Raw genomic sequence first — 12,892 nt, 5'->3', positions numbered from 1 at the left:
TTACATCGCGATGGCGTCAGGTGGCTGGGGCGGAGTCCGGGAGCATGCCGTGGCCCGAAGCGTCGGGCTGCTCCGGAGCCTCGGATGAGAGTGGAGCATCGTCGTGCGGCAAGGCCGCCACGCCCAGGGCGGCCAGTTCCTGGAGCATTTCCCGGGCTGCCTGGTCACGGATGTGCAGCCTGTACAGGACGTTGGTGGCGTACGTGCCGCCCTCTTCCTCACTCGTCGCGCGGACGAACCCGCGCTGCTCGAGATGCGTGAACGCCCTCCTCACCAGCGCGTAGGTCGCCGAGCGCGGAGTCCTGTCCTTGCCCGTACGACCGGTGGGGTTGCGACGCAGGTAGGCCCGCCACAATCCCTCCAGGCCGGGGCTGCCAGCCGGCGGGTCGGTGTCCTCGTCGGCGGCTGCAGCACGGCGCTCAAGGACGGTCGCATAGGCCCTAACGTCTTCGTCGACCTTCTGCACCGAGACCCGGGCGACGTGCTCGTCGTCGTCCAAGTGCTCCGGACGAGGGAAGGCTCGCGACGCGATGGCCAGGTGGGCGAGCAGGTACAGCGGCCGGTTCTCCGCATTCGGCACGAGGTCGGTGACCGAGACAGCGAAATCCGTCTCGCGCGTGGTTGCCAGGACCAGTCCCGCCTGCGGGTGCACCTCGTGGACCGTGAGGTCAAAGCCCTGCGCGACCCTCCGCACCAGCTGTGCGAAGTCCGGTTCCGTATCGAACCGCCGCACGAGGCGGGCATACTCTCCAGAACGTGCTGGGGACTTGCCACGTGTCATAGCCAGAGCCACCATCCGGGCTGCTGCGGCAACATCGTCGTACTGCGTCATGCACTCGGCTCCAGATCGTCATTCGTGGCGCGGGGAGCAAACTCTGGCGAATGGGACGGTTGCGTATCGGGGGCCGCATTGACGTTGTCGGAGACCGACTCACCCACGGCCGGCAACAGCAGGAAGTCGCTGCCGCCGAAAACCGGGTCGTCCAACTCAGTCCCGTCATCCATGACAACGACGGCTTCCTCACTGCGCGCCAGCTCGGCGACGGGGACATGCCGAAACCGATGCGCGGTCTCCATAGCCAGCAGATGGTCAGTATCGTCACCAGGCCCTCTGCCCTCGCCCCACTGGCGGGCACGCTCGAGCAACCGAGACAGCCGCACGCCCTCCCCGGGGACAGCCGAAAGCAGCCTGTCCACCCATGCATGCTGCGCGTCGTCGAACCTCGGTGGATCGGACGTGTCTTCCCAGTCATCCGATGCGCCGACCGCGACCAGCTCAATCTCGGCCTGTTCCGGCATCCGCGTGAGGGCCTCGAAGTAGTCCGGCAGGTACATCACCCGCGGGCGGACCGGACCCAGCACCCCGCGCACGAACGTCTCCAGGGGCTGCTTGCTGTCCTTGAGACTCAGCTCGAGCGCCGGCTCCAGGAGCTGGCTGCGCAGATGCACCCGTGTGTGGACCACGGGAGGTACGAAGATCTGCCGGTCCTGCTGGCGCCGGAACTCAGGAACCACCCTGAGCAGCATGTCGATGAGCATCAAGTGCCGCTGCAGACAATCCTCGATCAGAGCATCCAGTGCCTCCAGCTGCTGCCGCTTGTGTTCCTCTTCCGTGACCTCGAGTAGTTGCGCCACCTGCGCCTTCAGCTGAGTCTCCGCCCGAGACCTCTCCTCAACGTGCTCCTGCGCCTCCTTCAGCGGGCCCTCAAGATCTACCTCCCAGTCGACGGCCCGTACGTTGCGCTTCATCTCCTCCATGCGGTCGAGCAGTTCCTTCGCGTACCGGATGCTCTGCAAGTGGGCGGTGCGGGCGGCCTGCCACGCCTCACCGATCCGCGCGCGCTTGAGCAGTGCGGCCAGCTTGGCCTCCGCCGCGATCTGCTCGGACGCGATGTCCACATCGATTGCATGGACGAGCACCGTGATGGCCGCATCAGTAACTGTCAGCGCAGCCTGCCCGGCTTCGTCCGGCACGTCCTTGAGGATCTGGAACGGAAACTCCCTGACGACGAAGCCGTCGCTTGTCACGCTGCCGATCTCGTGCCGAAAGCACCGGTCGTGTCTCTCGGTGTTGATCATCCGCTCCACCAGCCAGCGCGCGACTTCCCGGTACTCGGTACCCGCCCGCCCGGGGACCTGGAGCGCTGCAGACTCAGCCACCTGTTCCACGACGGCTTCCTGTCGAACTGCCGTCCGCGCCCCTATCCGCAGCGTCACGAAGTCGATGGCTGCCAGGGCGAGTTCGGCCAGCCGGTACCCCTCCCAGCCCCGCTCCCGCTTCGCCGGACTGTCGTCGATCGCCAGTAGCGGCCGCACCACGGCCAGCGCCTTCATCCGCGACGTGATGCTCTCGTACGCCGCAGATGACTCGCCAAAGAACACCGAGAGCCCTCCCAACATCATCTGCTCAACCGGGAATTCACGCTAAGCGCTGTCCCGTAAATGATCTACGAATGATGGGCGGTCTGACAGGAGCCTTGGTGGTCTGGCCCCTGCGGTCAGCGCCTACCATGCCGTCGTGACGCGCCCCTGGACGGTAAGAAGGATGGCCGATCAGTTCGTCGAGCTGCTCGGCACGGCTCCTGTCAGCGTCGATGGGGGCAAGCTGACGTTCGTCCGGGGAAGTCTGTGCACCACGCTTCGATCTGGAAGGACCGCTCCGACCGGTCGGCCTTCGGCTGGATGGTCTACACGGACTACATCGATCTTCGTGACCGGATGGACGGTTTCGGTGGGGTGGGCATCCGGATCGACCACCCCCCGCCGTCCGGCTGCGGAGATCTCTCGGACATTCCTCCCGCCGCCTGCTATCTCTGGCCGGCGGGGAGCGTCCCGCTTTCCGCCGAGATCGCCGGCGGCGTTACTCGCTACGGGCCGTCCTCCCTGCGCTTCGTCCGTGACGTCCACGACCTGGGACTGCTGCTCCTGGCGGGCACCCACATCCACCGGGACGGGGTGTGGTCGTTCACCCCAGCCAACAACGAGCCGGGACGGCTGGCGAAGGCCATCCTTCTGGCTCGTCAGTGCGGTGATCAGGATCTGGAGCGGGCAGCCGTCGCCAAGCTCCGCAACCGCGGCGAGGAACCGGTGACTCCTTACCCCGACTACCTCTTCCGGCAATCCGTCGCCGACTGGGCCAGGCAGTACGCCAAAGCCACCGGCATCGATCTCAGTGACCTGGCCAAGCTCAAGCGGAAGCGCCCCCAGTACCCCGAGATCCCGTAGCTCCACACGACTCTCCAGGCCCGGGAGATGATCTCGCCATGACTGGTGTGATCACGGCATCGGAGCCCCGCTGGATAGGCCCGTTCACCGGACTGAGCCCGCAGCGGTTCAGCGCGCTTATCACCGCTCTGCGGAAGGAGGAGGCAGCCCCGGCACGCAAGGGGCGACCATGGGGTCTACCGCTGGAGGATCGCGTGCTGCTCGTCGTCGCTTACTGGCGAACCAATCTGACACTGAGGCAGCTCGCTCCGCTGTTCGGGATCTCGAAGTCGGCTGCCGACCGCATCATCGACCACCTCGGGCCCACCCTCGCTCTGCGCCAGCGCCGGCGGTTCCGCAAGGATGCCGTGCTGATCGTGGACGGCACCTTGGTTCCCACCCGCGACCACAGCATCGCCGAGCGCTCGAAGAACTACCGCTACTCCACCAACCACCAAGTCGTCATCGACGCCGACACCCAGCTCGTCGTCGCCGTCGGCCGGCCCCTGCCGGGCAACCGCAACGACTGCAAGGCATGGGAGCTGTCCGGCGCGAAGGCCGCCGTCGGCAGGACAACCGTGATCGCGGACGGCGGCTACCGCGGCACCGGCCTGGTCATCCCACACCGCCGGGAACGCGGCCAGGCCGAACTACCGGCCTGGAAAGAGGAGCACAACGCCTCCCACCGCAAGGTCCGCGCTCGCGTCGAGCACGCCTTCGCACGAATGAAGACGTGGAAGGTCCTCCGCGACTGCCGCCTCAAGGGCGACGGGGTTCACCACGCCATGCTCGGCATCGCCCGACTCCACAACCTCACCCTCGCTGGATGAGCGCAGGGTCCGATACGCAATCGGCGTGCCATAGATCATTTACGGGACAGCCCTTAGGACACGGCACTGACAATGCTCCGAAGTCGAACGCTCAAGCGATTCTTTTCGGCTGTCATATTCACTGGCTCATGATCGGGAAACCTGCGTCCGAACGCTCATTCCCTAGCGCTGGCACCATGTCGCCCCTCGCTGGTTCGAACACATCGGCTAGGGCGTCAGTCCGCTATCCCTGCACTGGGCGACCAACGGCCCAGATTTCTCTATAGCTCACCCTCTGCAGGTGTACGCCATGAGCCGATGCCGTAGAGCAGGCGGGGGTAGAAGGCGCCTGCTCTATCCGCTGAGCTACGCGGGCTGACCTGCGAAAACGCAGTGCTCCAGGCGCTGGCCCCATCGGCCTATGGGACGTATGTGAGATCAGCGGATCCCTGGAGACCTGTGGGACGCGCGCGCCCCGCCGGGCCGTGCGTAGGGTCTCACGGAATCTTCACGTTCCGAAGGATCAGACGGAAAGAATTCGATCACCGTCCGGCGTTGCAGCCCCGTAATCGGAGGAGAGGACGGTGTCGGCGCTGAGGCTATTCAACACGAAAGGCGGCGTGACCGAGGTCACGCCGCGTCTTGCTGAGGTCGAGGCAGATGTGCAGGGTCTCGTCGAGGCGCACATGGAGACGCTGCTGGGGGTCCGTTTCCTGGCCAGCGAGTACAGCACCGGGCCAGTTCACGGTGGCCGAATCGACTCGCTTGGGCTGGACGAGAACGGGTCACCGGTGATCGTCGAGTACAAGCGCGGGGTCGATGCCGGCGTCATCAACCAGGGGTTGTTCTATCTCAGATGGTTGGTGGACCACCGGGCCGAGTTTGAGCACCTGGTCCGCGACCGGCTCGGGGGGACGGCCGCGTCCCAGGTGCTGTGGAGCGGCCCTCGCCTGATCTGCATCGCCGGCGACTTCACCCGCTACGACGTGCACGCCGTGCGCGAGCACCGGCGCTCGATCGACCTCGTCCGCTACCGACTCTTCGGCAACGATCTGCTCGGGCTTGAGACCGTGGCGTCCGTCAGCGGTGGCACGCGGGTGACTCGCCAGGCTCGTCGGCAGACGGTCGCTCGGGCGGCAGCCAGCGTCCAGAACGCGTCGATGGCGGAGTTGGCGAGTGCGGTCGACGAGGCGTTGCTCGGTCTCGGGGACGGTGTAAACCGCGTCGAGCGCAAGATGTACCGGGCGTATCAGCGGCTGCGGAACTTCGCCTGTGTGTGTCCGCCGCAGCGGAGCAAGCTCCTGGTCTACCTGAAGGTTGACCCGAAGGACGTCGACCTTGTTCCGGGCTTCACTCGGGACGTGTCCGGTCTCGGCCACCACGGAACGGGCGATCTGGAAGTGCAGCTCCGTACGCCGAGGGACGTGGAGCGGGCGCAGGATCTGTTCCGGGCGAGCTACGCGGCGGTGTGATCGTCTGCCGGCCTCTTGGCCGTTCGCGCTTCGCGGGTGGTCTGGTCGTCGGGAGATGCCTTTCGACGGACGGGCAGGGCGTGACGGTGGACCATCAATGATCCGCGGGATCGCCGGCTTGGCCAACCGACGATCCCGCGCTGTGTTTCGCGGCTGCGATTCCGGTGCGTCTGACCGTGCAAGGTGTTCACAGCCCTGGCGGACCAGATCCGTGAGGCGATCTCGCACGTCCGTGAGGACGGAAGCCCTGGGGCACCTCGGCAGTGCACCCCCGCATCTCTCTCGTCTGCGCCCTGGGGCGGATCGCGCGGGCGCGCGAGTGCAGCGACCGGTCCCGCGCCATCCTGGCCAGATATGCGGCGTCAGCGGCGGCGAGGGCAGCCGCTCCGTACGTGTGTCCGAATCTCGCTCTACTGGCATCTGCTGGACGCGGGTTAACTCGTTCCTTCGCCCGGAACCGGGTGGTAGTGACCGAGAGGAGAGCGTCGATGGCAGACAGGGCCTCCACACAGACGTCGGGTACCAGCCCCGCGCTTCTGATCGCGGTGGAAGAGCTGGCGACCGCGCACGACCGTAGCGAGTCCGAGCGGTCCGACATCACCAGCTCGCAGAACAGCGCTGGAGATGACGGCGAGAACCGCGACCTGAACCTCCCGAAGGAGTAAGGGAATCCATGGAGCACCGGCTCGTCACCCACATCGAGAAAGCTCTCGGCTGGGACGGGCCGGGCTCCGTGGGAGCCGCGTTCGCGCGCGGCCATCTCACGGACCCGGACCTGCCTGCCCGCCTGCTGACCCCGCACAAACTCCTGGACCTGATCAAGCGCCGCCACCTGGCCAACCCGCAACTGCGTTGCTACGCCGAGGGCGAGGAGATCCACCCGTCCATATTCCTGTCCACCAACGTCAACCGGCGCAAACAGGCCGTGAGCCAGGCCGACATGGCGGCCCTCGGACGCATCCTCAACGACGGCGGCACCGTGGTGCTGGATCACGTGGACTTCTTCGACCCGACGCTGGAAGTCGCCTGCCGGGCCCTGGGCTGGTGGTCAGGCGAGCTGACCTCCGCCAACGCCTACCTCGCGGTCGGCGACACCGACGGATTCCATTTGCATTGGGATGACCACGAGGTCATCGCCGTGCAGTTGTCCGGCGAGAAGTCGTGGGAGGTCCGTGGTCCGTCCCGGCCAGCGCCGATGTACCGCGACGCGGAACGCAACCGCACGCCCTCAGAGGAGGTGCTGTGGAAGGGCACGATGCGGGCCGGGGACGTCATGCACATCCCCCGTGGTTTCTGGCACACCGCAACTCGCCTCGGCTCCGGCAGCGACGGCCACTCGCTGCACGTGACGTTCGGGTTCACCAAACGGACCGGTGTCACATGGGTCAACTTCCTCTCCGATGCAGCCCGCGCTGATGAGGCGTTCCGCCGCGACCTGGAAGGCGCCGGCGAAACCGGGCCCGTGGCGCTGACGGAGAGGCTCAGTACGTTGGCCGCCGCCCACAGCCCCGAGCGGTACCTGGACGAACTGCGCTCCAGCACCCCGCCGGCACGTCACATGCCCCACGTGGCCGCCTTCGGTCGACCTGACGGCGTCGTGGCCGTAACCGAGTTCGCCCCCCGCATCGTCCGGTCCGGTGACACGGTCCAGGTTCGCGGCGGCGGCAAGCGACTGACCTTCCACGAGCGTGCGGAAGCGGGCCTTCGCACGCTCCTGTCGGGTCACCCGGTTCACCTCGACGGCGCCGACGAGGACACCACCACCCTGGCCGACCTGCTGATCACGGAGCGCCTGTGCGAACCACTGACGGAGACGTCGTCCTCGGGCTATACCGGTCTGGTCACGCCCGTGAGGTACTCGAAGCAGCCGCCGGCCTCGGCGTAACGCGCCTCGACACCGCCTCGAACTACCTCCGCCATCGCTCCCACGAGGTATTGAGCATGGTGGCCGGCGACCTCCTGCCGAAGTTCTCGGTCTCCACCAAGGTCGGCTACTTCCCTGGGGAACACTCCCTCGCCCCCGCCCGGCTGCGTGCCGCGGTCGAGCTGGCCGCGAAGGATCTGGGACGGGAACCGGAGGTCGTGTTCCTGCACAACCCCGAGCACTCGCGCCCCGGAGCCGAGGCGCTGGCGCGGGCGTGCGCCGTCCTGGCCGACGCAGCACGAGCGGGACTGTGTGGCAGGTGGGGGATATCGAGCTGGGACCAACGTCCGCTCGTGAACCTTGACGCGCCCCGTCCTGATGTCCTCATGATCCGGGCGGGACTGCTTGTGGGCGCCGACATCCTCGAAGCGGCCGAGGCCCTAGTGAGACAGTGGAGACCGGTGCAGGTGTGGGGCATGAGCCCCTTCGGTGGCAGCACGACCGAGGCGGCGTGGGAGAGGTTCGACCCGCGGATCTTCCTGCAGGACTTCGAGTCGGCCACACCGGTCCAGGCCGTCTACCGCTCCGCCTTCCGACTGCCCCCGGTCGACGCGGTCGCGGTCGGCACGGACAACACCGACCACCTGCACGAGCTGGTCGACGCCCTGGCGTACGAGGTCGACGACCAGGCCGTCCGGGAGTACCGGCGGCTCCTCCGGGCCCGTCGTCAGCAGCGCGTCTGAAGTTCCACCACCACTCGCTCCGCCGTCTCCCGGGCGGCCCCCAGCCGGGGGTCGTCCGGGTCGGCGTAGGGGCCGAGGATCTTCGCGGCGACGAACAGCGTCATCAGCCGGCCATCCCGACTCTCCAGATCGTCACGTCGCTCGCTGCGGACTCGGTAGGCGAGGGATGGGACGGCGAGAGACGCCCCCCACAGGTTCGCCGCGTCCAGGCCACGCGGGGCCATACCCCAGTCCTCCCAGTCGAACGCGCAGAACACCGGAGCCGTCATGTTCGCCCAGTTGAAGTCCGCGTGGGCCGGACGCCACTCGCCCAGGGTCGTATCGACGTCGGGGAAGACACCGTGGATCGTCCCCGTGACAAGTTCCTGCGTCAGGGTCTCGGTGTCCGGCGTCGCGATCCGGTTGGTGCGCTGCGAACCGAGAGCATCCAGGGAGGTGTTCAACGCGGCCCACCACTCCTCGGACAGCTGCGGCTCCTTTGTCAGCACGGCGCTGCCCACCGGCACCCCGGGCAGCAGCTCCGTCTCGTCCGCCCGCCACATCACCGGCTCCGTCTCGTCCCGCCACGCCACCCCGGCGAACCAGGCCGGCTTCGCGACCTCGGACAGCGCCTCCGCGGACGCGGTGCCGTCCCCTCCCTGGACTCCGATCCGGTCCAGCCCGCGTCGCTCGACACGCACCCACGTGCCCCGGTCCGTACGCGCCCCCACCGAGCGGCGCTTACGTACCACGCTCTCGCGATCCAGACTCGTCCCCAGTGACCGCTCGACACGGTCCAGTACGGCTTCCACCGACTCTTTACGCAGATCCACCGAACGCAGCGTCATGTGCCCGAACGTACCAAGCCCCAGACGCAGCACACCAAGCCTGAGACAGACCTCCGTTGCAGACGGCTCGCGCCTCCGCACCCGCCATGGGCCTGGCGGAGAGTGGGATGCGCCTGCTACCGCGTCCCTCGTGCGGGCGACAGCGCCCGCAAGGTGCTCGGGGGGAGACTTGACGGCCACGCCCTGCTGTCAGGTGTGGGCTGTGCGCAGGTCCGTGCCGGGCCGCCTGGGCCACCTCGGCGGACTGAGCGCCTTGAGTTCGTTGGCGCGGGTGTCCAGAAGGCCAGCCCTCCGCGCTCTCCGCGCCCACTCCATAGCCGTCCGGAGTTCCACCCGCCAGACCTGGGCGACCAGGTCGTGGGGCTTGGTGCCCTGGTGGAGGGCGAAGCGGTGCACGCTGGCGACGGCCTGGAGATGTTGAGGGCTTCGACGTGGATGATTGCCGGTGAGGGCCGTGGACATCGCCGTCGGGAGATGGCCGATCTGAAGCTCGGGGCCTAGGGCCAGAGCCAGGGCGAGGGGCAACGCCAAGATGGCTTTGGCGGTCAGGTTCACCGTGGCACCCCCGGCGTGCCAGGTCGCAGGACGGACTTCGAGGGCCTGAGGGAACACGCCAGCCGGCCCGTTGCCGCCCGCCGGACCGCAGAGGTATCGGGGCGGGATGCCCTTCTCGTCAGCCCTGCAGAAGCGGACGCCCACGTGGAAGACGTAGTCCTGCGCTCCTGGTAGGTCGAACAGCATGGCGCCCTCGGCGGACGCATCCATCTGCCACGTCGGTCTCGCGTCGGCCGGCAGAGTCCGCGGATGATGCTGGACCGGCGACGACGGTGGCTGGGGGCGGAAGGTGAGGCGCGGATCATGAGGCCCGAGCAGGCCGCGGTCCCGGGCTTCCTTATTGAGGTCGTTCACGCTGTCCGGTCCGCGTTGGAGAATGCGCATGAGGACCTGCCTGGGCGGCAGCTGCGCCGCGATGCTGCCGCGGTAGAGGTCGGCGACGAGCCCGGAGAAGCCGTCGCTGCCGCCTTCCGGACGCGCGCACCCGATCTCGTCAACGCTTCGGGCGGCGTCCGAGCCGAGCAGGTACTGGGCGTAGCCGACGGCGAGGACACGTTCCCAGTCGACCCCCTTGATAACGGACTCCTCGAGGATGACCCGAGAACCCGGTGCCGAGGGGGAGATGCGGAGGAAGGCGGCATGAGGTAGCTGGCTGGCGCCCTGCCGGAACCCGATCGTCACGGACCACTCTTGGCGCCGCCCGACACCGGAGACGTGCACATGACCGTCCTCGCAACCTGGCGCCGACTCAGTTCGGTCACAACCGGTGGCTTCCACGGCCGCCACCCCCCTTGGTATTCGAGCCAATTCGTGTACCTGCCGCTATCCGGCCTCCCGACCGTAGCTTGGCCGTGCTGCTCAACGAAGCCACCGAGCAGCCCAGGTTCAGTACGAACGGGAGGACTCCCATGCCCACCTTCGAATCCGCTGCCTCGACGACATCCCGGCCGCCGCGTTGGCTTCGTATCGGCCAGGGCCTGGCCGGAGCGTTGACGGGACTGTCCGGGGTGGTGAGCCTCGGAGCGCTTCTCGCCGGTTTCGACGTACCGGCCGACACCTGGGTGTCCCTGTTCGGCGCGAGCGGCGCACTGTGGATCGGGCTCCTGACGCTCGGACGGCGGACCCTGCGGTAGCTCCCTGAAGGGAGGGACGTGGGGCAGCCGCATCCGGCGGATGCCCCACGAGGGCACGGGACCACTGGCACCCCCGGAGTGGGTCAGGCGCCGCAGTCAGTGGTCGACCGAGCCCGGCTGGGCGCTCTCCGGTGGGGAAGGGCAGTGGTGTGCCCAGCCGAGCTTCTTGCAGAGGCGTTCTAGCTGCTGACGGCCTGCTGGGGCGAGGTGGGGACTGATCGCCACGCCGATCCCCACTACGTCGGGAGTCACAAGACTCTGGCCGAAGACCGCAACCCCGGCGAAGGGATAGCCGGAGGTGAAGTGCTCAGAGGCCGCGAGCGTTTGGGCCCAGACCCAACCCGATCGCATCCATGCGGCGCCGTAGCGCGAAAGGTCGACAGCCAGGAGAACGGGGGCAGGTGCGAGCGAGCGGCCTTGTTCGGCCTTCCGTGACTCGGTGCCGGCGTTGAGCGCGGCGTAGACGGCCGATGCCATGGGCCCAGCGAGCTCCGCGCCACTGACTTCCCAGTCCAGCGGATCCTTGCTGGTCTCGACGCGCACGGTGACGGTCAACCGCCCCGCGTTGACCAGGGCGTCGTCGCACTCGACGACCACCGGTTCCGTGATGCCGCCCGCGACAACGGTGGGGGCGCGGTCGAGAAGGGCACGGATGATCGCGTCCTGGACGTCCGCCTTGAGGCGCGTCGGGTAGTGGCTGAACGTGAGACGGACACCCACTTCGACGAGGCCAGCTTTTCGGAGTTCGTGCTCTATGCGCTCTGCGAGGTGTGTCATCCCCAGCGGGGCGGCGGTCGTGACCTCCAGGCCGGCGACGATGGTGCCCTCCACGTCCTCTACGAGGAAGTCGGGGTTCCGCACCGAGGTGTTCCCAAGCTGGTACGAGATGCCCCTGCTGGCAAGGGCGATGGCCATGGTGAACTCTGCCCGCATGTCTAGCAGGAGGGACATAGAGGTCAGTTTCGCGAACTCCGCGCGTTTGTCCTTCCAGCGGCGGTCCTCGCCGGCGATCGCGTCGATGTCGCTCAGCATCTGGTCAAGAACGCCGAGCCAGAGCTCGGCCTCTTCGACATCGAACAGATCCCCGAGTGGATGGCGCGACATGTCGGCGTCCTTCATCCATCGGGCCAGAACCGGTCGATCGGGCTTTGAACGGCCGACGTCGTCCGGATGAGGGGAGACACCGAACGGACCCATCTCGCCCGGGGCCGTAGCACCGAGCTCGGGGGCGCCGCCCTTGCGCCGGTGGAAGAGGGAGAACACGATGCTGCCTCGCTGACGGGTCTGCCGATATGGAGCTGAGGCGATTCTGCAACGCTGGCACTCGTACGGCGAAGCTCTTGGACGCGCACGGCGCGCACGTACCACGGTGCTCGGCCAGTAGCCGTCATCGGGCTGGGAACGGTTCCCCGCTCGCCTCACGTGTCGCACAGGAACTCCAGTGCTCCGCGGAGCCGGGTGCTCAGCCGTTGCCGAGTAGCGCGGCTGTCGAGGCGCACGTCGAGGGGTCCCGGCAGGTTGCTGCCTGTCCGGCGGCCGGCGGGCAGAAGGGCGGGATCGAGTCCGTCCCGGCGGGCGACGAGCACGCCGAGCGCGTATCGGCTGACGGCATCGGGGCCGGCCACGTGGAAGACGCCGGCGGCGTCGGAGACAGCGAGTTCCCAGAGAGCGGCTGCCAGGTCCGTGACGTGCACGGGGCAGCGGACGTCGTCCGTGAACAGTGCTCCTTGCCGTGTCCCGGCGACGAGTTCGTGGACGAGGCGTTCGTGCGTGGACCCGCCGTCGCCGATGATCAGCGAGGTACGGGCGACGACCGAGGCGGGATGCAGGAGCCGGACCGCCGTTTCGCCGGCCGCCTTCGCGGCCCCGTACGGAGTGACCGGATCTGGCAGCGCCGTCTCGTCGTAGTGCACGTCGGCCCCGGAGAACACCGCGTCGGTGGAGACGTGGACCAGGCGGACACCCCGCCTCGCCGTTGCTGTGGCGAGCCGGAAGGAGCCGTCGGCGGTGACGGACCAATCGGCGTCGCCACTGCTGGCGTTGATCACGATGCTCGGCGTCATGGCGTCGAGGAGCGTGTCGATCCGGCGGGCGTCGCGCAGGTCGAGGTGGTGCCATGCGCCCGTGGCGCCGTTGGGCGCATTGGAGTTGAACGATGCGGCCGTGACGTGGCCTGCGGAACGTGCTTGACGAAGCAGCTCAGACCCGAGGAAGCCGCTGCCGCCGATGATCAACGCCGTCATGCGGCTACAAGGTAGCGGAGCCGGCTGCACCCGCGCGCCGGG

Annotated in this window: 13 protein-coding genes; 7 read left to right on the top strand and 6 right to left on the bottom strand. The window is 67.8% G+C overall.

Annotated elements, in window-relative coordinates; translation table 11 throughout:
- Positions 1 to 16: 16 nt before the first annotated feature.
- Both ACFY8W_RS04565 and ACFY8W_RS04560 read right to left on the bottom strand, forming a co-directional pair.
- Complete coding sequence (locus ACFY8W_RS04565; protein ID WP_391100143.1) at positions 17 to 832, bottom strand: hypothetical protein; 816 nt, start codon at positions 830 to 832, stop codon at positions 17 to 19.
- The gene (locus ACFY8W_RS04560; protein WP_391100141.1) at positions 829 to 2,382 is read right to left on the bottom strand and encodes a hypothetical protein; all 1,554 of its coding nucleotides are present in this window, start codon (positions 2,380 to 2,382) and stop codon (positions 829 to 831) included. The genes ACFY8W_RS04565 and ACFY8W_RS04560 overlap by 4 nt, the downstream gene beginning before the upstream one ends.
- Positions 2,383 to 2,628: 246 nt before the next feature.
- On the opposite strand from ACFY8W_RS04560, the gene ACFY8W_RS04555 reads away from it, so the two are divergent.
- The 6 genes from ACFY8W_RS04555 (at position 2,629) to ACFY8W_RS04530 (ending at position 8,092) form a co-directional block, all read left to right on the top strand.
- Positions 2,629 to 3,225 (top strand): hypothetical protein, encoded by a 597-nt coding sequence (locus tag ACFY8W_RS04555; protein ID WP_391100139.1) that lies wholly within the window; start codon positions 2,629 to 2,631, stop codon positions 3,223 to 3,225.
- A 38-nt stretch (positions 3,226 to 3,263) separates the two neighbouring features.
- Entirely contained in the window at positions 3,264 to 4,034 is a 771-nt protein-coding gene (locus ACFY8W_RS04550; RefSeq protein ID WP_351853631.1) for a transposase, read from the top strand.
- Between the two features lie 563 nt (positions 4,035 to 4,597).
- Positions 4,598 to 5,485, top strand: coding sequence for a DUF5655 domain-containing protein (locus tag ACFY8W_RS04545; RefSeq protein WP_391100135.1), 888 nt, complete (start codon positions 4,598 to 4,600; stop codon positions 5,483 to 5,485).
- A 488-nt stretch (positions 5,486 to 5,973) separates the two neighbouring features.
- Positions 5,974 to 6,150: a hypothetical protein gene (locus tag ACFY8W_RS04540; RefSeq protein ID WP_179499972.1), complete on the top strand. Its 177-nt coding sequence runs from the start codon at positions 5,974 to 5,976 to the stop codon at positions 6,148 to 6,150.
- Positions 6,151 to 6,158: 8 nt separating this feature from the next.
- Entirely contained in the window at positions 6,159 to 7,370 is a 1,212-nt protein-coding gene (locus ACFY8W_RS04535) for a JmjC domain-containing protein (RefSeq protein ID WP_391100132.1), read from the top strand.
- The gene (locus ACFY8W_RS04530; RefSeq protein ID WP_391100129.1) at positions 7,280 to 8,092 is read left to right on the top strand and encodes an aldo/keto reductase; all 813 of its coding nucleotides are present in this window, start codon (positions 7,280 to 7,282) and stop codon (positions 8,090 to 8,092) included. Before ACFY8W_RS04535 ends, ACFY8W_RS04530 begins: the two co-directional genes overlap by 91 nt.
- Here ACFY8W_RS04530 and ACFY8W_RS04525 read toward each other — a convergent pair.
- Together ACFY8W_RS04525 and ACFY8W_RS04520 are read right to left on the bottom strand one after the other, a co-directional pair.
- Positions 8,077 to 8,919, bottom strand: a complete 843-nt coding sequence (locus ACFY8W_RS04525) for a hypothetical protein (protein WP_391100127.1) — start codon at positions 8,917 to 8,919, stop codon at positions 8,077 to 8,079. The two genes, ACFY8W_RS04530 and ACFY8W_RS04525, sit on opposite strands and share 16 nt — an antisense overlap.
- A 189-nt stretch (positions 8,920 to 9,108) precedes the next feature.
- Positions 9,109 to 10,155, bottom strand: coding sequence for a hypothetical protein (locus tag ACFY8W_RS04520; RefSeq protein ID WP_391100124.1), 1,047 nt, complete (start codon positions 10,153 to 10,155; stop codon positions 9,109 to 9,111).
- A 227-nt stretch (positions 10,156 to 10,382) separates the two neighbouring features.
- Between ACFY8W_RS04520 and ACFY8W_RS04515 the strand changes: the two genes are divergently transcribed.
- Positions 10,383 to 10,607, top strand: a complete 225-nt coding sequence (locus tag ACFY8W_RS04515) for a hypothetical protein (protein ID WP_391100121.1) — start codon at positions 10,383 to 10,385, stop codon at positions 10,605 to 10,607.
- Between the two features lie 96 nt (positions 10,608 to 10,703).
- Here the strand turns inward: ACFY8W_RS04515 and ACFY8W_RS04510 are convergent, their stop codons facing one another.
- Positions 10,704 to 11,870: a hypothetical protein gene (locus ACFY8W_RS04510; protein ID WP_391100118.1), complete on the bottom strand. Its 1,167-nt coding sequence runs from the start codon at positions 11,868 to 11,870 to the stop codon at positions 10,704 to 10,706.
- A gap of 155 nt (positions 11,871 to 12,025) precedes the next feature.
- On the bottom strand, positions 12,026 to 12,850 hold the full coding sequence (locus tag ACFY8W_RS04505) for a sugar nucleotide-binding protein (protein ID WP_391100116.1): 825 nt from the start codon (positions 12,848 to 12,850) through the stop codon (positions 12,026 to 12,028).
- Between the last annotated feature and the right edge of the window lie 42 nt (positions 12,851 to 12,892).

It is taken from the genome of Streptomyces sp. NPDC012637, assembly GCF_042954805.1.
Lineage (GTDB): Bacteria > Actinomycetota > Actinomycetes > Streptomycetales > Streptomycetaceae > Streptomyces.
The sequence above is the reverse complement of the archived record's forward strand: the minus strand, read 5'-3'. Positions and strand labels throughout refer to the sequence as shown.

Excerpts from the sequence above, each read along its gene's own strand:
- ACFY8W_RS04565 (WP_391100143.1), bottom strand. The coding sequence starts at position 832 with ATGACGCAGTACGACGATGTTGCCGCAGCAGCCCGGATGGTGGCTCTG.
- ACFY8W_RS04550 (WP_351853631.1), top strand. The coding sequence starts at position 3,264 with ATGACTGGTGTGATCACGGCATCGGAGCCCCGCTGGATAGGCCCGTTC.
- ACFY8W_RS04540 (WP_179499972.1), top strand. The coding sequence starts at position 5,974 with ATGGCAGACAGGGCCTCCACACAGACGTCGGGTACCAGCCCCGCGCTT.
- ACFY8W_RS04535 (WP_391100132.1), top strand. The coding sequence starts at position 6,159 with ATGGAGCACCGGCTCGTCACCCACATCGAGAAAGCTCTCGGCTGGGAC.
- ACFY8W_RS04525 (WP_391100127.1), bottom strand. The coding sequence starts at position 8,919 with ATGACGCTGCGTTCGGTGGATCTGCGTAAAGAGTCGGTGGAAGCCGTA.
- ACFY8W_RS04515 (WP_391100121.1), top strand. The coding sequence starts at position 10,383 with ATGCCCACCTTCGAATCCGCTGCCTCGACGACATCCCGGCCGCCGCGT.
- ACFY8W_RS04505 (WP_391100116.1), bottom strand. The coding sequence starts at position 12,850 with ATGACGGCGTTGATCATCGGCGGCAGCGGCTTCCTCGGGTCTGAGCTG.